Annotated in this window: 12 protein-coding genes; 4 read left to right on the top strand and 8 right to left on the bottom strand. The window is 71.3% G+C overall.

Annotated elements, in window-relative coordinates:
* Positions 1-161: 161 nt before the first annotated feature.
* Genes AB0M30_RS46795 through AB0M30_RS46780 form a run of 4 tightly spaced genes read right to left on the bottom strand, consistent with a single transcriptional unit; the run spans position 162 to position 5,565 of the window.
* Positions 162-1,814, bottom strand: a complete 1,653-nt coding sequence (locus tag AB0M30_RS46795) for an ABC transporter ATP-binding protein (RefSeq protein WP_364599007.1) — start codon at positions 1,812-1,814, stop codon at positions 162-164.
* Positions 1,811-2,707 carry an ABC transporter permease gene (locus AB0M30_RS46790; protein WP_364599004.1) on the bottom strand — a complete coding sequence of 299 codons (897 nt, stop codon included), beginning with the start codon at positions 2,705-2,707 and terminating at the stop codon, positions 1,811-1,813. Before AB0M30_RS46790 ends, AB0M30_RS46795 begins: the two co-directional genes overlap by 4 nt.
* Complete coding sequence (locus AB0M30_RS46785; protein ID WP_364599001.1) at positions 2,704-3,729, bottom strand: ABC transporter permease; 1,026 nt, start codon at positions 3,727-3,729, stop codon at positions 2,704-2,706. The genes AB0M30_RS46790 and AB0M30_RS46785 overlap by 4 nt, the downstream gene beginning before the upstream one ends.
* 3 nt (positions 3,730-3,732) lie before the next feature.
* Positions 3,733-5,565 (bottom strand): ABC transporter substrate-binding protein, encoded by a 1,833-nt coding sequence (locus AB0M30_RS46780; protein WP_364598998.1) that lies wholly within the window; start codon positions 5,563-5,565, stop codon positions 3,733-3,735.
* A 181-nt stretch (positions 5,566-5,746) separates the two neighbouring features.
* On the opposite strand from AB0M30_RS46780, the gene AB0M30_RS46775 reads away from it, so the two are divergent.
* Positions 5,747-6,574 carry a M55 family metallopeptidase gene (locus AB0M30_RS46775; protein ID WP_364598995.1) on the top strand — a complete coding sequence of 276 codons (828 nt, stop codon included), beginning with the start codon at positions 5,747-5,749 and terminating at the stop codon, positions 6,572-6,574.
* On the top strand, positions 6,567-7,874 hold the full coding sequence (locus AB0M30_RS46770; RefSeq protein ID WP_364598992.1) for a M20/M25/M40 family metallo-hydrolase: 1,308 nt from the start codon (positions 6,567-6,569) through the stop codon (positions 7,872-7,874). The genes AB0M30_RS46775 and AB0M30_RS46770 overlap by 8 nt, the downstream gene beginning before the upstream one ends.
* Here AB0M30_RS46770 and AB0M30_RS46765 read toward each other — a convergent pair.
* Together AB0M30_RS46765 and AB0M30_RS46760 are read right to left on the bottom strand one after the other, a co-directional pair.
* A complete protein-coding gene (locus tag AB0M30_RS46765) occupies positions 7,871-8,596 on the bottom strand; it encodes a dienelactone hydrolase family protein (protein WP_364598989.1) in 726 nt (241 codons plus the stop codon). The genes AB0M30_RS46770 and AB0M30_RS46765 overlap by 4 nt on opposite strands.
* Before the next feature lie 24 nt (positions 8,597-8,620).
* On the bottom strand, positions 8,621-9,589 hold the full coding sequence (locus AB0M30_RS46760; RefSeq protein WP_364598986.1) for a zinc-binding dehydrogenase: 969 nt from the start codon (positions 9,587-9,589) through the stop codon (positions 8,621-8,623).
* A gap of 54 nt (positions 9,590-9,643) precedes the next feature.
* Here AB0M30_RS46760 and AB0M30_RS46755 point away from each other — a divergent pair, with 54 nt between their 5' ends.
* Positions 9,644-10,405 (top strand): helix-turn-helix transcriptional regulator, encoded by a 762-nt coding sequence (locus AB0M30_RS46755; protein WP_364598984.1) that lies wholly within the window; start codon positions 9,644-9,646, stop codon positions 10,403-10,405.
* Here AB0M30_RS46755 and AB0M30_RS46750 read toward each other — a convergent pair.
* Entirely contained in the window at positions 10,395-11,033 is a 639-nt protein-coding gene (locus tag AB0M30_RS46750; RefSeq protein ID WP_364598981.1) for a methyltransferase domain-containing protein, read from the bottom strand. The two genes, AB0M30_RS46755 and AB0M30_RS46750, sit on opposite strands and share 11 nt — an antisense overlap.
* Positions 11,034-11,076: 43 nt before the next feature.
* Positions 11,077-12,732, bottom strand: coding sequence for a tannase/feruloyl esterase family alpha/beta hydrolase (locus AB0M30_RS46745; RefSeq protein ID WP_364598978.1), 1,656 nt, complete (start codon positions 12,730-12,732; stop codon positions 11,077-11,079).
* A 150-nt stretch (positions 12,733-12,882) separates the two neighbouring features.
* Between AB0M30_RS46745 and AB0M30_RS46740 the strand changes: the two genes are divergently transcribed.
* On the top strand, positions 12,883-17,208 hold the full coding sequence (locus AB0M30_RS46740; protein WP_364598975.1) for a GH92 family glycosyl hydrolase: 4,326 nt from the start codon (positions 12,883-12,885) through the stop codon (positions 17,206-17,208).
* Positions 17,209-17,366 lie beyond the last annotated feature (158 nt).

The following is a 17,366-nucleotide window of genomic DNA, read 5'->3' as shown; positions in this document are numbered from 1 at the left end:
AGCGCGGCCCAGAGGAACGGCGCCTTCTCGCTGCCCACCTTGCCGAATTCGCGGTTGAGCAAAGCGTCGGCCATCAGCTCCAGCTCGGACTCATTCGGGACGTGGGAGGTCCCGAATGAGTCATTCGCGACCTCTGTGGTGGCCGGACACGGTGCCGCGGGTCAGGTTTCGACGGTGCGGTGCTGGAGGGTGCCGCCGGGGAGGGCGGCCAGGAGGGACTTCGTGTACTCGTGCCGCGGGTCGAGCAGGACCTGTTCGACGGTCCCGGTTTCGACGAGCTCGCCGCGGTACATCACCGCGACGCGGTCGGCGATGTTCCAGGCCAGGCCCAGGTCGTGGGTGATCACCAGGGCGGCGAGGCCGAGTTCGCGGCGCAGCCGCAGCAGCAGGGCCAGGATTTCGCCGCGGACGGAGGCGTCGAGGGAGGCGACCGGTTCGTCGGCCACCACCACCGACGGTTCGAGCGCCAGCGCCCCGGCGATGACGACGCGCTGGCGCTGGCCGCCGGAGAGCTGGTGCGGGAGCCGGTCGGCGTACTTGCCGGCGGGCCGCAGCTCGGCGGCTTCCAGGGCCCGGTGGACGACGGCCCGCTCGTCGGCGAGCCGGTGGATCCGCGGGCCCTCGGCGACGGCCTCGTACACGGTGTGGGCCGGGTTGAGCGCACTCGTCGGGTCCTGCAGGACGAGCTGGACCTGACGGCGGTATGCCTTGAGCCCGGCCCCGCCGGTGGGCACGGGTTTCCCGGCGTAGCGGACGACGCCGGAGTCGGGCTTCTGCAGCCCCAGCAGGGTGCGGGCGAGGGTGGTCTTGCCGGAGCCGGACTGGCCGACCAGCGCGACGATCTCGTCGCGGGACACCGTGAGGTCGACCCCGGCGACGGCGTCGATGCGCTTGCCGGCGCGGTCGCGGAAGGACACGCGCAGGTTCTCGGCGGCCAGCAGCGGGTCGCCGGTAGGGGCGCGGTCCGCGGGTTCGGGTGGGAGGGGGGTGCTGGTGGCCGGGGCGAAGCGGGACACCGGGTCGCCGACCGTCGGGAACGCCGCGGCGAGCGCTCGCGTGTGGTCGTGGCGGGGCGAGCCCATCACCTGGGCGCTGGGGCCTTCTTCGACGATCTGCCCGTCGTACATGACGGCGATGCGTTCGCAGGTGGCGGCGAGCACGGACAGGTCGTGGCTGATCATGATCAGGCCGATGCGCTGTTCGGCGACCAGCTTGGTGAGCAGGGCGAGGACCTGGGCCTGGACGATGACGTCGAGGGCGGTGGTCGGCTCGTCGGCGATGATCAGCCGGGGCGAGCAGGCCAGGGCCATGGCGATCATGACGCGCTGCTTCTGCCCGCCGGACAGTTCGTGGGGGTAGGCGCCGGCCCGGCTCGGGGGCAGGTCGACCTGGGTGAGCAGCTCGGCGACGCGGTTGTCGACCTCGGCCTCGGTGAGGGCCTTCCCGGCCGGTGCGTGCAGCCGGAGCGGTTCGGCGATCTGCTCGCCGATCTTGCGGACGGGGTTGAGCGCGTGCATGGCGCCCTGGAACACCACTGACGCCTCGGCCCAGCGGACCGCGCGCAGCCGTCCCCACTTCATGGTGGTGACGTCTTCGCCGTCGAGGAGGATCTCGCCGGTGATCTTGGCCGTGCGCGGCAGGAGCCGCAGCACGCTCATCGCGACGGTGGACTTGCCCGAGCCGGACTCGCCGGCGACGCCGAGGGTGCCGCCGGGGTCGAGGGTGAGGCCGACCCCGCGGACGGCGGGGACGTCGGTGTCCCCCACCGCGTAGGTGACGTTGAGGTCGGTGAGCTGCAGTAGCGGGGTGGTCACTTCTTCAACCTCGGGTTGAACACGGTCTCCAGGCCCCGGCCGACCAGGGTGAAGCAGAGGACGACAAGGACGATGGCGATGCCCGGCGGGAGCACGTTCCACCAGGCACCGCGGCTGATGGCGCCGTTGTTGAGCGCGGTTTCCAGCACCAGGCCCCAGGTGATGGAGTTGGGGTCGCCGACGCCGAGGAAGGACAGGGTCGCGTCGGCGATGACGGCGTTGCCGACGACGAGGGTGGTGTTGGCCAGCACCAGCGGCATCACGCCGGGCAGGACGTGCCGGCCGATGATGTGCAGGTGGCCGCCGCCGAGGGCGTGGGCCCGCTCGATGTAGGACCGGCTCTCGATGGTGAGGGTCTGGGAGCGGACGAGCCGGGCGGTACCGGGCCAGGCGGTGAGGCCGATGGCGAGAATGATCGTGCCGACGCCCTTGGGCAGCACCGCCGAGAGCGCGATGGCGAGGATCAGCGAGGGCAGGACCAGGAAGAAGTCGGTGAACCGCAGCAGGGTTGCCGACACCCAGCCGCCGAAGTGGGCGGCGGCGATGCCGATCAGGGTGCCGATGACCACCGACAGCAGCGCGGCGGAGAAGCCGACGAGCAGGGAGATCCGGGTGCCCCAGACGGTCATCAGCAGCACCGAGCGGCCGAAGTTTTCGGTGCCGAGCCAGAATTCGCCGCTCGGCGGGGACAGCGGCTGCCCGGTGGCCTTGGTGACCTCGAGGCCGCTCTCGTCGCTGATCAGCGGCAGGAGCAGGGCGACGAGCACGGTGACCCCGAGCAGGACGAGCCCGGCGAGCGCTCCGCGCTGGCCGGCGAACTCGCGCCAGGACCTGGCCAGCGACGCGCGGCGACGGGCCCAGGTGATCTGCCGGGGCGTCTCGGCGGTGGTCATGAGGCACGCACCCTGGGGTCGAGCACGCGGTAGAGCAGTTCCGCGAGCAGGTTCATCAGCACCACCGCGCCGGTCAGCACGGTGAACACGCCCTGCAGCACCGGCAGGTCGGGCCCGTGCAGGGCGTCGTAGATCAGCTGACCCAGGCCGGGCCAGCTGAACACGGCTTCGACGGTGACCGCGCCGGCCAGCACCGAACCGAACTGCATGAACACCAGCGTGGTGGTGGGCAGCAGGGCGTTGGGGACGGCGTGGCGGCGGCGGACGAGGTCGTCGCGCAGGCCCTTGGCGCGGGCGGTGGTGAGGTAGTCGGCGTTCATCTCTCCCAGCAGCGACGAGCGCATGATCAGCATGTACTGGGCGTAGAACACCGCCACCAGCGTCACGCACGGCAGCACCAGGTGGTGCAGGACGTCGAGGGTCTGGGAGAGGAAGTCCGGGGCGGCGTCCGGGGAGTGCATGCCGCGGCTGGGGAACAGGCCGTTGGTCACCACGAGCAGCATCAGGCCGAGCCAGAACTGCGGGACCGACCAGAGGGTCAGCGCGAGCCCGGTCTGGGTCCGGTCGAAGAGGCTGTCGCGGCGCCAGCCGGCGCGGATGCCGAGCCACAGCCCGAGCAGGATGGCGAGCAGGGTGGCGCTGCCGACGAGCAGGATGGTCGGCCAGAGCCGTTCGCCGATCATGTCGGCGACCGGGCGGCCGTTGTTGAGCAGCCGGGATTCGCCGAGGTTGCCGTGCAGCAGGTCCCGGAAGTAGTTGCCGAACTGGACGAGCACGGGCTTGTCGACGCCCATTTTTTCGCGCAGTTCGGCGATCATCTGGGGGCTGGTCGGGTGGTCGCGGGTCATGGCGGCGACCGCGTCGCCCGGCAGCATCCGGAAGAGGAAGAAGAACAGCACGATCACCAGCACGATGCTGATCAGCGCTTCGAGGAGCTTCTTGAGCACGAACCGGGCCGTGCCGGTCCCGCCGCGGTGCTCGTCGGGGTCGACGAGCACCGCGGCCTGGTCGGGGGTGGTCATGTCTTACTCGCGGTCCTCTGCGGTCTTGCCGCGGCGGCCGAGCATGATGCCGCCGCCGACGAGGACCACCACGACGACCGCGCCGAGGACGATCCACAGCACGGTGTTGCCGCTGCCGGAGTCGGCGGCGTTCGTGGTGCCGGCCGGGGTGGCGCCGTAGACGCCCCAGTAGCCGGTCTGTTCGAGGATGGCGCCCTTGGGCTGCGGCTGGGTGGTGAAGCCGGAGAACTTGTCGGAGCGGTAGGCCTCGAGGGCGTTCTGGTAGTCGAGCACGATGGTCGGGAACTGGCTGTAGAGCCGGGCCTGGGCCTGCTTGACGTACCCGGCGCGCTTGGCGTCGTCGGTCTCGGTGAGCTGCTTCTTGTACAGGTCGTCGTAGGCGGCGTCGCAGAAGAACGTGTCGGTGCTGCCGCCCTTGCCGTCCGGGCTGGGCCGTGCGCCGCAGGTGTGCAGCGACAGCGCGTAGTCCGGGTCGGGGTTGGTGCCGTAGCCGCCGATGGCGAGGTCGTACTTGCCGGCCTGGGTGCGGTCGGACAGTTCGTCGTCGGAGACGAGGTCCTGCTTGACGGTGATGCCGATGTCCTTGAGCCAGCCGGTGACGTACTGGGCGACGCCCTGGTCGTAGCTGCGGTTGGCGTGGCCGGTGAGGCGCAGTTCCAGCTTGGCGCCGCCGGGGGCGGTGCGGACGCCGTCGGGGCCCTTCGGGTAGCCGGCCTGGTCGAGGGTCGCGTTGGCGGCGGCGAGGTCGAACTTGACCTTCTCGGCGGCGCTGGGGTCCCAGTGGTAGGCGGCGTAGACGGGGGGCACGACGCCTCCGCCGACCTGGCCGAGGCCCTTGAGGACCTTGTCGACGAGGGCCTGGGTGTCCACGGCCTGCGTGATGGCCTTGCGGAGGTTGATGTCCTTGAGGACCGGGTTGCCGTCCCCGATGGGGTTGTTGGCGTTGTCGGTGACGCCGAAGTTGATCGACAGCTCGTCGTAGCGGCGGCCGGGGGCGGCGTTGGTGGTGATGCCCTGCTGGCCCTTCAGCGCGTCGAACTGGTTGGGGTTGAGCCGGTTGATGACGTCGACTTCGCCCTGCTTGAGCGCGTTGACCGCGGCCTCGCTGTCCTTGAACTGCAGCAGCTGCAGTTCGTCGACCTTGGGCGCGCCGCGCCAGTAGTCCTTGTTGGCCTTGAACTTGACGTACTCGTTCGGCTTGTACTCGGTGAGCTGGTACGGGCCGTCGGAGACGCCGGCGACGGCGAGGGTGTCGGTCGAGGCGTCCTTGAGGTCCTTGATCGGCTCCCAGATGTGCTGGGGCACGATCGGCACGTCGAGCAGGTTCATGTTGACCTGCACGGTCTTGGTCTTGATGACGAGGGTGGTGTCGTCGGGGGCGGTGACCGTCTCGAAGTTGGCCACGTAGTTGCCGTTGGCGGTGCGGGCGTTCTCGTCGTCGAGCATGCGGTTGAAGGTGAAGGCCGCGTCCTTGGCGGTCACCGGCTGCCCGTCGCTCCACTTGACGCCGCCGCGGATCTTGAACGTCCAGGTGAGCTTGTCCGGCGACGGGGTCCACGACTCGGCGAGCGCGGGCGAGGCTTCGGCCTTTTCCGCGTTCGGGATGGTCAGGAACTCGAAGGTGAACCGGCCGATCTGCGTGGACGCCGACAGCGCGGCGGTGAAGGGGTTCAGGTGGTCGATGCCGGTGGTGAGCGCGACCCGCAGCACCTTGCCCTGCTGGGCCTGCGCGGGAACGGCGAGCGGGATCGCCGCCAGTGTCGCGGCCGCGACGACCGCGCCCACGCGGGCGAACCGCCCGCACCTGCGTTGGAACTGCACCGAAAACCACCCCATCATTCGCTGGTGAGCCTCCCCAAGGACGAGAAGTAACCACATACCGGGACAACCGCGCAATATGTTGCCGCCTCGGCAGGTGCCCGATCGTTATCGACCCGCTGATCGTCACGCTGAGTGACATTCGGCTCAGGCGGCGTTTCGCGTCCGGTGGTCGGGCGCGCTGGCTAGAGTGCCCGGCATGCGCATCCTGATCTCGGCGGACATGGAGGGCGCCACCGGCGTCACCTGGACCGACGACGTCGTGCCCGGTTCGCCGCAGTGGGACCGCTTCCGGCGGTTGTTCACCGGCGACGTCAACGCGGTGCTGGCCGGGCTGTTCGAAGCCGGGGCGAGCGATGTGCTGGTCAACGAAGCCCATTCGTCGCAACGGAACCTGCTGCTGGAGGAGCTCGACCCGCGGGCGCGGATGCTCACCGGGCGGCACAAGCCGCTGTCGATGATGCAGGGCATCGATTCCGGTGTGGACGGTGTGGTGTTCCTCGGCTACCACGCCGGCGCGGGCTTCGACGGGGTGCTCTCCCACACCTACCTGGAGAACCAGATCACCGGGGTGTGGCTCGACGACGTCCCGGCGAGCGAGGGCCGGCTGAACGCGGGGATGGCCGCGGAGTACGGCGTCCCTGTCCTGCTCGTTTCGGGTGACGACAAAACGTGTGACGACGCCCGTGATTACGCTCCGGAGGCGGAGCTGGTCCAGGTGAAGGAATGCGTGAGCCGGTACGCGGCGATCTGCCTGCCGCCCGCGCGCACGGCGGAGCTGCTCACCGGCGCCGCGGCCGACGCCATGGCCCGCGCCGGCCGGGAAGACCGCCGGGTGGGCGCGCACCGCATCGAGGTGGAGTTCGACGCGAGCCACCTGGCGCAGTCGACGGCGGTGATCCCCACGGTGGAGCAGATCGGGACGCGGCGGGTCGGGTTCGACGCGCCGACCATGACCGAGGCGATGAAGTGTTTCAAGGTCGTCACGGCGATCGCGGCGGGGGCGGTGCAGGGTATCTATGGCTGACTCGGCCGACGCTGTCCAGCTGTGCGCGGACCTGATCCGGTTCGACACGACCAACCGCGGGAACAACGACGCTGAGCCGGAGCGGCCGGCGGCGGAGTACGTGGCCGCGTTCCTGGACGGCCTGGGCATCCCGTCGCGGATCCTCGAGGCCGCGCCGGGGCGGGCCAGCGTGATCGCGCGGGTGCCGGGCACCGATCCGTCGCTGCCCGCGCTGCTGGTGCAGGGCCACCTGGACGTCGTTCCGGCGGACGCGGCGGACTGGTCGGTGCCGCCGTTCGCCGGCGAGGTGCGCGACGGGTACCTGTGGGGCCGGGGCGCGACCGACATGAAGGACTTCGTGGCGATGGTGCTCGCGGCGCTGGCCGGCGGGGCACGGCCGCGGCGCGAGCTGGTGCTGGCGTTCGTCGCCGACGAGGAGGACCGCGGTGACTGGGGCGCGCACTGGCTGGTCGCGCGGCACCCGGAGCTGTTCGAGGGCTGTGTCGCGGCGATCAGCGAGTCGGGCGGCTACACCTACCACGTGCCCGCCGCCGACGGCCGTGACGTGCACCTGTACCCGGTCGGGACGGCCGAGCGCGGGACCGCGCACCTGCGGCTGACCGCGCGGGGCCGGGCCGGGCACGGGTCGCGGCCGAACGACGAGAACGCCGTCACCCGGCTGGTGGGTGCGCTGCACCGGATCGCCGCGCACCGCTGGCCGGTGTCGCTGACCCCGGCGGTGCGGGCGTTCCTGGAGCGGACCGGCGCGGCGCTGGGTGTCCCGGTCGAGCTGTCCTCGTCGGACGGGGTGGACGCGGCGGTGGCGGCGCTCGGCCCGGCCGGTGGGCTGGTGCTGCCCACGATCCGCAACAGCACGACCCCGACGATGCTGGACGCGGGGTACAAGGTGAACGTGATCCCGTCGACGGCGACCGCGCAGGTCGACGTGCGGGTGCTGCCGGGGACCGAAGAGTCGTTGTTCGCCGCGCTGGACGAGCTGCTCGGCGAGGGCGTGACGCGGGAGTTCGTCGCGCACCAGCCGCCGGTGCAGGCACCGGTGGACTCCCCCTGGTTCGCCGCGATGGCGCAGGCTCTGCGGGCGGAGGATCCCGAAGCCGTGGTGGTGCCGTACTGCCTGGGCGGCGGGACGGACGCGAAGGCGTTCGCGCAGCTGGGGATCGACTGCTACGGCTTCGCGCCGTTGTGGCTGCCGAAGGGCTTCCCGTACCGGGCGATGGCGCACGGGGTGGACGAGCGGGTGCCGGTGGCGGGCCTGCACTTCGGCACCCGCGTCCTGACCCGGTTCCTGGAGAACTGCTAGAGGGCCCGGTCGAGCAGCGCCAGCAGGCTGTCCCAGTGGCGTCGCAGGCCGGCGGGTTCGAAGGCGTCGGTGTCGGCCATGGTGAAGCCGTGGACGGTGCCGGGGTAGATCTCGGAGGTGTATTCGAGCCCGGCGGCGTCGAGGGTCTTGTTGAGCTCGCCGAGCGCCTCGGGTGTCAGGTCGGATTCGGCGTGGCCGAAGTGGGTCCGGGCGGTGATCCGCCGCAGGCTGCCGGGTCCGGCGGCGCCCACGGGAGCGTGGAAGCCGGCGAGGGCGGCCACCCGGCCGGGGTGGGCCGCGGCGGTGTGCGTCGCCAGGAGGCCGCCGATGCAGTACCCGGTCACCGCGACCGGCCCGGGGGCGACCTCGGGGCGGGTGGTGAGGAAGTCGAGGTAGGCGCCGGCGTCCCGCAGGATCCGGTCGGTGGTGTGCGCCTCGATCATGGGCATGAGCTCGGCGAAGATCGCGGGCCGGGCTTCTTCCCCGATGTGGCCGGGGAGTTCGAGCACCGGCGCCGGGCCGTGGCGGTAGAAGATGTTGGGGACGAGCACGGAGTACCCGTGACCGGCCAGTTCTCGAGCCATTTCCCGCAGGACGGGCCGGATGCCGAAGCCGTCCGGGTACATCAGCACTCCGGGGTGGCGGTCGCCTTCGCCGGGGAACGCGGCGAAGGCGTCGGCCTGGCCGTCCGCGGTGGGGATCTGCAGTGACTGGGTGGGCATGATCGCCGAGCCTAGGCCACCGGATCAGGGCACCACCACGAGTTTCCCGGCGGCGCGGTCGTCCTCCATGTACCGGTGGGCGGCGGCGATCTCGCCCAGGGGGAAGATCCGGTCGACGTGCGGATGGTAGGTGCCGGCCTCGACTTCGGCGACGATCCGCTGCAGCAGGGCCGTGCTGCCCTTGCGGTCGTCGCTGTGGAAGGCGGTGAGCTTGGTGCCGGACGGGATCTTCGCGATCGGCTCGAAGTCCGGGACGATCCAGCCGCTGAGGGACCCGGCCACGCACACCGTGCCACCCCGGCGGACCAGGCGCAGGGAGTCCACGGCCGTGCGGGCGCCGACGAGGTCGAGGACCCAGTCCGGGCCCTCGGGCCACAGTTCCGGCAGGCCCGCCAGCGGGCCGCCGTCGTCGATGAGCACGTGGCCGGCGCTCAGGGCGGCCGCCTTGTCCGGCCGGCGGGTGGTGGCGGCGACCTCCAGGCCGTGGCCGGCCGCGATCGAGGCGGCGGCCAGCCCGACCGACGACGTGCCGCCGCGGATCAGCAGCCGGCCGCGGCTGCCCGGGCCGATGCCGAGCGCGTCGAGTGCGCCCTGCGCGGTCAGGTAGGTCTCGGGCAGCGCGGCCAGCACGTCCCAGGCCAGGGTGGTGGTGACCGGCATCAGCAGCGGGTTCGGCAGCAGGGCGTATTCGGCGTAGCCGCCGTCGAAGGCACGGCCCATCTCCCCCATCACCGCCGCGACCGTGGTGCCGTCCGGGAGCCGCGGGTCGGTCGAGGTGGCGACGGTCCCCACGCATTCGATCCCGAGCACGCGCGGGAAGAGCACGTCCGGGGAGTGTCCTTGGCGGGTCCTCAGCTCCGATCGGTTCAAGCCCGTCCCCCGGACCCGCACCAGGCTCCAGCCGTCCCGGACCGCCGGGACCGGCACCTCGTGGATCTCCAGCACGTCGGGGCCGCCGGCGCGGACGCAAACCGCCGCTCGCATCGTCTTCATGCGTCCCACTGTCGTCGGCGCGGGCGTGGCCGACCACCGGTAGAATGCCAAGTCATGCCCATTGGCCGCCAAGCCTCGCCGGTCTCGCGGATCTGGCCGTCCGGCGGGGTGCACCTGTGGCCGCCGGGCGGAACCAGCGCGGCGGACGCCCACGAGCGCGGGCACCTGGTCTACGCGGCCCGGGGTGTCCTGTCGGTGCACACCGAGCGGGGCACGTCGATCGTCCCGGCGAACCGGGTGGCCTGGACGCCGGCCGGCTTCACCCACCGGCACCGCGCGCACGGCCACACCGACATGCGGATCGTGTTCCTGCCCGCGTCGCTGGCCCGGCTCGTGCCCGATCGGCCCGCGGTGTTCACCGCGTCGGGTCTGGCCCGCGAGGTGCTGCTCGCCCTCACCGGCCCGCGCGAGTACGACCGGGCCGCCGGTGCCCGCCTGCGCCGGGTCCTGGTCGACGACCTGCGCGAAGCGCCCGAGCAGCCGCTGCACCTGCCCGAGCCGCGCGACGACCGGTTGCGGGCGATCGCGCGGAGGCTGTACGAGGAACCCGGGGACAACACGCCGCTGGCGGAACTCGGGTCGCGGATCGGCGCCAGTGCGCGCACGCTGAGCCGGTTGTTCCGCGACGAGCTGGGCATGACGTTCCACGAGTGGCGCACCCAGGTGCGCGTCGGCCACGCGCTGATCCTGCTCGCCGACGGTCACGACACCGCGTACACGGCCCGGGCGTGCGGCTGGGCGAACCCGAGTCACTTCATCGCGGCGTTCACGGCCGTCGTGGGGACGACGCCCGGCCGGCACCGGGCTAGCGGGTGAAGGTGGCCCAGTAGCGGGCGCCGTCGCGGATGGTTTCCAGGCTGACCAGCCGGACGCCGTCCTGGGCGACGGATTCGATCTCGGCGCGGCTGAACGGCCACGGCGGGCCTTCCCACGTCGCGACGTCGGTGCTCTCCTCCGCGACCTCGCTGACCAGCGCCGTGCCGCCCGGCGCGAGGAAGCCGGCGAGGGAGGCGACCGCGGCGGGGCGGAATTCGCGCGGCATGGCCTGGATGTTGATGATCTCCACGACCAGGTCGAACGCGTGGCGCCAGTTCCCCGGTGGGTTCAGCAGGTCCGCCACGACGTAGTCCACTTCGGACCGCGGGAACCGCGCGCGGGCCGCTTCGACCGCGGCCGGGGCGACGTCGAAGGCCGTGACGGCCCAGCCGGCCGCGGACAGCAGTTCGGCGTCGTCGCCGAGGGCGCTGCCGACCACCAGGGCGCGGCGGCCCTCGCCCGGGCGGACCCAGGCGGCCAGGTCCGCGTTCGGTTCGCCGCGGGTCCACGGGACTTCGGCCTCGCCGCGCGCGGCGGCGGTGTAGAGCTGGTCGAACCACCGGGTGGGGCTGCCGTCGGCGAGGGAGGCGCGGGCGAGTACGCGGTCGGCGGGTTCCGGCGTCGTCATGATCGTGACCCTAGCGGCGACGCCGGGACCCGCGGGAGGCGTTTTACGGCGCGACCGGCCCCGGGAGGTCGTACAGCTTCTCCCCCGCCCAGTGGACGATGTCCCGGACCGGCGAGGACGGCGGTGCGGGGCGGAAGCTGGCGGCGTCGTCGATGCTGCCGGTGCCGTCGTAGACCGCTCGCTGCGGGTAGGCGAACACCGGCCGGGTGCGGGTGACGGCGCCCGCGGCGTCGCGGCCGGTCGCGGTGACCCGGGTGGGTGTGGTGCCGCGTTCGACCCAGGCGACCAGTTCGCGCAGCGGGTCGAACTCGGTGAGCGTGGTGCCGCCGCCGCAGTGGTAGAGCGACGGGACCATGAACAGCCGGGCCCAGTCCTGCGGACGGCCGTGGGTGAGCCGCTGGTAGTAGTCGAGGGTGCCGGCCGGCGGGATGGCTTCGTCGGCCCAGCCGTGCCAGAGCAGCAGCTTGCCGCCGCGCCGGTGGAACGCCGACAGGTCGGGGCTCATCGCGTTGTAGCGGACACCGACCCGGGTGAGCCGGTCGAATTCCGCCTGGGTGAAGGCGAAGGTGTCGACGGTGGCGGCCGGCGCGCCGATCGGGTAGCCGAGGTAGCGCAGGTAGTTGTCGGCGAGGTTGCGGGCGAAGGCGAAGCCGCCGGTCTCGGGGGTGGCGATGATCCACCCGGCCCAGGACAGCTCGGACCCGGGCAGCTGGCCGCCGGGGTAGAGCAGCGTGCCGTAGGCGTCGGTGGGCGGCGAGTAGAGCCGGCGGGTCGCGGCGACCTGGTCCGGGGTGAGGCAGGCCGGGCTGTCGCCGTCGGGGCAGGTCAGCGTCGCCGGGTCGAAGTGGCAGGCGCGGGGGTCGTCGAGCTGGCCGTCGGCGAGCCCGTCGAGGCGGTCGCAGGCGGCGAGGACGGCGTCGTGCAGGGCGGGCAGCTTGCCGGCGGTGAGGATGGGGCTGCCGTCGGTGGCGGTGTTCGCCCGCGCGAGCCAGGTCTGGTAGACCCCGAGCAGCGGGCTCCAGGAGTTCGCGGGTGCGCCGGCGTCGATGCCGTCGAAGTCCGCGGGGTAGCGCTGGGCGAGCTGGAGGCCTTCGCGGCCGCCGTCGGAGCAGCCGCTGAAGTAGGACTTGCGCGGCGGGGCGCCGTAGAAGGCCTGGATGATCGCCTTCGAGGCGCGCGAGATGACGTGGGGTGCGCGGAATTCGAGGTCGTTGCGGGCCGCCTGGTCGTGGGCGCCCCAGCTGCCGTCGTCGACGACGGCGGGGGTCTTGCCGATGTGCCCGTCGTCGGTGGCGGCCACGGCGACGTCGCCGCCGTGGTGCAGGCCGCAGTCGGCGAAGGCGGGCGGGTTGACCAGGCCGCAGAAGCCGCCGCAGCCGTACTGCAGGTAGCGCCCGGCGTAGGTCTTGGTGGGCAGGCGCAGCTCGAACCGGACGGCGGGTTCGACGTAGCCCTGCACGCCGCAGTATTCGGGGTCGGTGCCGGTGGCCGCGACGACGGTGGCCACCGTGACGTGCGTGGCGGCTCCCGGGAGGGCGAACCCGCGGGCGAGGTCGGTGCAGGCGGTCACCGGCCGGAGGATCGATTCCGGGGCTGCGACGGCGATGGCGGGGACGAACGTGGCCGCGGGAGCGGGGGCGAACGCGGCGGTGGCGAGGGTCAGCGCGGTGATGGCGGTGAAGATCTTCAGCGGTCTCATCCGTCCCCCGTTTTTCCGCGTTGTCTGATTCCGGCCAGGTTTGGCGACCGGTCTTGACATCGATGTCACCCGCGCGTTTCCCTTCCTTGGCGCCGCCGGTCCCCGCCTGCGCGGCGCTGCTGAAATCCGCCCTCCGAGCTTGGAGCAACGATGCCCCGAAGCGCCAGACCCCCGGTCGCTTTCCTGGTGACCGCCGCCGTGGTCGCCGCCGGCCTGGTCGCCCTCCCCGCGGCTTCGTCCGCCGCCGAAGACGCCCTGCCCGCCGACTTCTCGTCCTCGTTCGAGGCCGGTGACGTCCAGCCGACGTGGACCGACACGGTCGACACCGACGCGGCGGGCAAGCCGCGTGCGTCCGGGATCAACGGCGCGAACGGTACCGCGATCCCCGGTGACATCCGCGGCAAGGTGACCGAAACCAGCGCCAGCAGCGAAAACAGCGGTGGCGGCGAAGTGGTGTCGAACCTCGTCGACGGGACGACCGACACCAAGTGGCTGTCGTGGGACCCGACGGCGTGGGCGCAGATCACGCTGACGGAGCCGACGTCGATCACGCACTACGCGATCTCCTCGGCCAACGACTTCGACAACCGCGACCCGAAGGACTGGACGCTGCAGGGGTCGAACGACGCTTCGACCTGGACCGACCTGGACAAGCAAGCCGATCAGGCGTTCACCGCGCGGTTCCAGCAGAAGGACTACAAGCTGGCCGCGCCGACCCCGGCGTACAAGTACTTCCGGCTGGACGTCACCCGCAACAACGGCGGCCCGATCCTGCAGCTGTCGGAGCTGCTGCTGGCCAACGACGAGCCGGCGCCGCCGCCGCTGCCGAACATGCGCAGCTTCACCGACTCCGGGCCGACCAGCGGGTACACGAACAAGAACCGCGTCGGCTTCACCGGGCTCAAGGCGTTCCGCTACTCCGGCAGCCAGACCCAGCCCCACGGCTATTCCTACAACAAGGTCTTCGACGTCGACATCCCCGTCGTGGCCTCGACCGAGCTGACCTACAAGGTGCAGCCGCAGTTCATCACCGGTGACCTGAAGTACCAGAGCACGAACGTGGCGATCGACCTGGTCTTCACCGACGGCACCCGGCTGCGCGACCTGGGCGCGACCGACCAGTACGGGTTCCCGCTCACCCCGGAGGGCCAGGGCAAGAGCAAGGTCCTCTACACCAACCAGTGGAACCTGGTGCGCTCGACGATCGGCACGGTGGCCAAGGGCAAGACCGTCGACCGGATCCTGGTCGGCTTCGACAACCCCGACGGCCCCGGCTCGCTGCAGGGCTGGCTCGACGACGTGAAGATCTCGGCGACGCCGACCCCGCCGGCCAGCACCCGCCCGAGCGACAACGTCCTCACCACGCGCGGCACGATGGCCAACGGCACCTTCTCCCGCGGTAACAACTTCCCGGCCACGGCCGTGCCGCACGGGTTCAACTTCTGGACCCCGGTGACCGGCGCGAACGCCGACAACGGCGACGTGCGGTGGATGTACAACTACCACAGCCAGAACAACGAGCAGAACCTGCCCGAACTGCAGGCGTTCAGCGTCAGCCACGAGCCGAGCCCGTGGATGGGCGACCGGCAGACCTTCCAGGTGATGCCGTCCGCGGCCACCGGGGTGCCGGACGCGAACCGCGACGCCCGGGCGCTGGCGTTCAAGCACGACAACGAGACCGCTCGCGCGCACTACTACGGCGTGCAGTTCGAGAACGGGATCAAGACCGAGATCGCCCCGACCGACCACGCGGCGGTGTTCCGGTTCTCCTTCCCGGGCAGCGACTCCAGCCTGATCTTCGACAACTACAAGAACCAGGGCGGGCTGACGCTCGACACCGCGGGCGGCACGCTGTCGGGCTACACCGACGTCAAGAGCGGCCTGTCGGCCGGGGCGGGCCGGATGTTCGTCTACGCCACCTTCGACAAGCCGGTCACCGCGGGCGCCAAGCTCACCGGGCAGGGCCACGACGACGTGGCCGGTTACCTGCGGTTCGCCGCCGGCGCCGACAAGACCGTGACGATGCGGATCGCGACGTCGCTGATCAGCGTGGACCAGGCGAAGAAGAACCTGGCGCAGGAGATCGCGCCGAGCGCGACCTTCGACTCCGTCCGCGACGCCGCGCAGCGGGCCTGGGACGACCAGCTAAAGGTGATCGAGGTCGAGGGCGCGTCGAAGGACCAGCTCACGACGCTGTACTCGAACCTGTACCGGCTGTTCCTCTACCCGAACTCCGCCTTCGAGAACACCGGCACGAACGAGAAGCCGAAGTACCAGTACGCGAGCTTCGTCTCGCCGAAGGCCGGGGCGGACACCCCGACCCAGACCGGGGCGAAGATCGTCGACGGCCAGACCTACGTCAACAACGGGTTCTGGGACACCTACCGCACGACGTGGCCGGCGTATTCGCTGCTCACCCCGGAGATGGCCGGGAAGATGGTCGACGGGTTCGTGCAGCAGTACCGCGACGGCGGCTGGATCTCGCGGTGGTCCTCGCCGGGCTACGCGGACCTGATGACCGGCACCAGCTCGGACGTGGCGTTCGCCGACGCCTACCTCAAGGGCGTGCGCAACTTCGACGTCAAGGCGTCCTACGACGCGGCGCTGAAGAACGCGACGGTGACCCCGCCGAACAACGCGGTCGGCCGCAAGGGCATCGACGAGGGCATCTTCCTCGGCTACTCGCCCAACACGGCCGACCACGGGTTCTCGTGGTCGATCGAGGGGTACGTCAACGATTTCGGCATCGCGAACCTGTCGAAGAAGCTCTACGACGAAGCCCCGGCCAGTGACCCGCGCAAGCAGGAGTACCTGTCGAACTACGAGTACTTCACCAGCCGGGCGCAGCAGTACGTGAACCTGTTCGACCCGAGCGTCGGGTTCTTCCAGGGCCGGGACGCGGCGGGCAAGTTCAGCCGGTCGACGCAGGACTACGACCCGCGGGTGTGGGGCATCGACTACACCGAGACCGACGGCTGGGGCATGGCGTTCTCCGTGCCGCAGGACGGTCAGGGCCTGGCGAACCTCTACGGCGGCAAGGCGGGCCTGGCGAAGAAGCTCGACGCCTTCTTCGCCGACCAGGAGACCGCGAACTTCCCCGGCTCCTACGGTGGGGTGATCCACGAGATGCGGGAGGCCCGCGACGTCCGGATGGGCCAGCTCGGGCACTCCAACCAGGCCTCGCACCACTCGCTCTACATGTACGACTACGCGGGCCAGCCGGCCAAGACGCAGGAGAAGGTCCGCGAGGCGCTCTCGCGGCTCTACACCGGCAGCGAGATCGGCCAGGGCTACGGCGGTGACGAGGACAACGGCGAGCAGTCGGCGTGGTGGACCTTCAGCGCGCTGGGCTTCTACCCGCTGCAGATGGGCAGCCCGGACTACGCGATCGGGTCGCCGCTGTTCAAGAAGGCGACGATCCACCTGGCCGGCGGCAAGGACCTGGTGATCAACGCGCCGAAGAACAGCGCGAAGAACGTCTACGTCCAGGGTGTGAAGGTCAACGGCAAGGCGTACTCCTCGACGTCGCTGCCGCACGAGCTGATCGCCCGCGGCGGGAAGATCGACTTCGACATGGGCCCGAACCCCTCGGCGTGGGGCACCGGCCCGAACGACGCGCCGAAGTCGATCACCCAGGGCGACGGCGCGCCGGCGCCGCTGCACGACGAGACCGGTCCCGGCAAGGGCACGCTGTCCACTTCGGACGGCTCGGACGCGGCCGCGCTGGTGGACAACACCTCGCGCACCCAGGCCGCGGTCACCGGTGCCGTGCAGTACCAGCTCAACTCGACCGACGAGGCTGTCACGAACTACACGCTGACGTCCCAGACCGGTGCGGGCGACCCGAAGAGCTGGGTGCTGAAGGGCTCCTACGACGGCAAGACGTGGGCGGTGGCCGACCGGCAGGAGAACCAGGCGTTCAGCTGGCGGCAGCAGACCCGCGCGTTCAAGGTGGCCGACCCGGCGCACTACGCGTACTACCGGCTCGAGGTGACCGCGACCAGCACCGGTGCCCCGGCGCAGCTGGCCGAGTTCGAGCTGCTGGGCAGGCCGGACGCTTCCTGCACCCGCACGGTGACGGGTGTCCAGTCCGGTCCGCTGTCGATCACCTCGGGCACGGTGTGCCTGCAGGACGCGACCATCTCGGGCCCGGTCACGGTCGGTCCCGGAGCGTCGCTGATCGTCCGCGGCGGTCAGGTCAAGGGACCGCTCGCGGCGACGGGTGCGGCTCAGGTGGTGCTGAACCGCACGAAGGTGAGCGGTCCGGTGGCGATCACGGGTGCGACCGGTCAGGTGTCGATCGAGCTGACCGACATCGGCGGCCCGGTGGCGTTGACCGGCAACCACGGGCCGGTGCTGACGTCGAGCACGGTCGGCGGCCCGCTGGCGTGCGCGGTGAACAACCCGGCGCCGACCGACCACGACCTGCCGAACGTCGTGCGCGGCCCGGTCGCCGGGCAGTGCACGAAGATGTAGATGTGAGGTAGTGCGGTGAAGGCCATCCCGAGTCGATCGGGGTCGCCTTCACGGCTTTCGAGGGGTTGCGGCCGGAGGGACCGGCGGAAGGGAGGTGGGGGGGGGTTGGTTTATGGGGGGCCCGGGGCCGCGGGTTTGTCTTTGGTCGGGTGTCGCAC

Origin of the sequence: Amycolatopsis sp. NPDC051716 (assembly GCF_040681595.1) — a bacterium.
In the GTDB taxonomy this organism is placed as follows: domain Bacteria; phylum Actinomycetota; class Actinomycetes; order Mycobacteriales; family Pseudonocardiaceae; genus Amycolatopsis.
The sequence above is the reverse complement of the archived record's forward strand: the minus strand, read 5'-3'. Positions and strand labels throughout refer to the sequence as shown.

What these genes read in the sequence shown, in the direction of transcription:
- AB0M30_RS46760 (WP_364598986.1), bottom strand. Translation starts at nt 9,589, where the DNA reads ATGAAGACGATGCGAGCGGCGGTTTGCGTCCGCGCCGGCGGCCCCGAC.
- AB0M30_RS46775 (WP_364598995.1), top strand. Translation starts at nt 5,747, where the DNA reads ATGCGCATCCTGATCTCGGCGGACATGGAGGGCGCCACCGGCGTCACC.
- AB0M30_RS46765 (WP_364598989.1), bottom strand. Translation starts at nt 8,596, where the DNA reads ATGCCCACCCAGTCACTGCAGATCCCCACCGCGGACGGCCAGGCCGAC.
- AB0M30_RS46780 (WP_364598998.1), bottom strand. Translation starts at nt 5,565, where the DNA reads ATGGGGTGGTTTTCGGTGCAGTTCCAACGCAGGTGCGGGCGGTTCGCC.
- AB0M30_RS46750 (WP_364598981.1), bottom strand. Translation starts at nt 11,033, where the DNA reads ATGACGACGCCGGAACCCGCCGACCGCGTACTCGCCCGCGCCTCCCTC.
- AB0M30_RS46790 (WP_364599004.1), bottom strand. Translation starts at nt 2,707, where the DNA reads ATGACCACCGCCGAGACGCCCCGGCAGATCACCTGGGCCCGTCGCCGC.
- AB0M30_RS46770 (WP_364598992.1), top strand. Translation starts at nt 6,567, where the DNA reads ATGGCTGACTCGGCCGACGCTGTCCAGCTGTGCGCGGACCTGATCCGG.
- AB0M30_RS46745 (WP_364598978.1), bottom strand. Translation starts at nt 12,732, where the DNA reads ATGAGACCGCTGAAGATCTTCACCGCCATCACCGCGCTGACCCTCGCC.
- AB0M30_RS46740 (WP_364598975.1), top strand. Translation starts at nt 12,883, where the DNA reads ATGCCCCGAAGCGCCAGACCCCCGGTCGCTTTCCTGGTGACCGCCGCC.
- AB0M30_RS46785 (WP_364599001.1), bottom strand. Translation starts at nt 3,729, where the DNA reads ATGACCACCCCCGACCAGGCCGCGGTGCTCGTCGACCCCGACGAGCAC.
- AB0M30_RS46755 (WP_364598984.1), top strand. Translation starts at nt 9,644, where the DNA reads ATGCCCATTGGCCGCCAAGCCTCGCCGGTCTCGCGGATCTGGCCGTCC.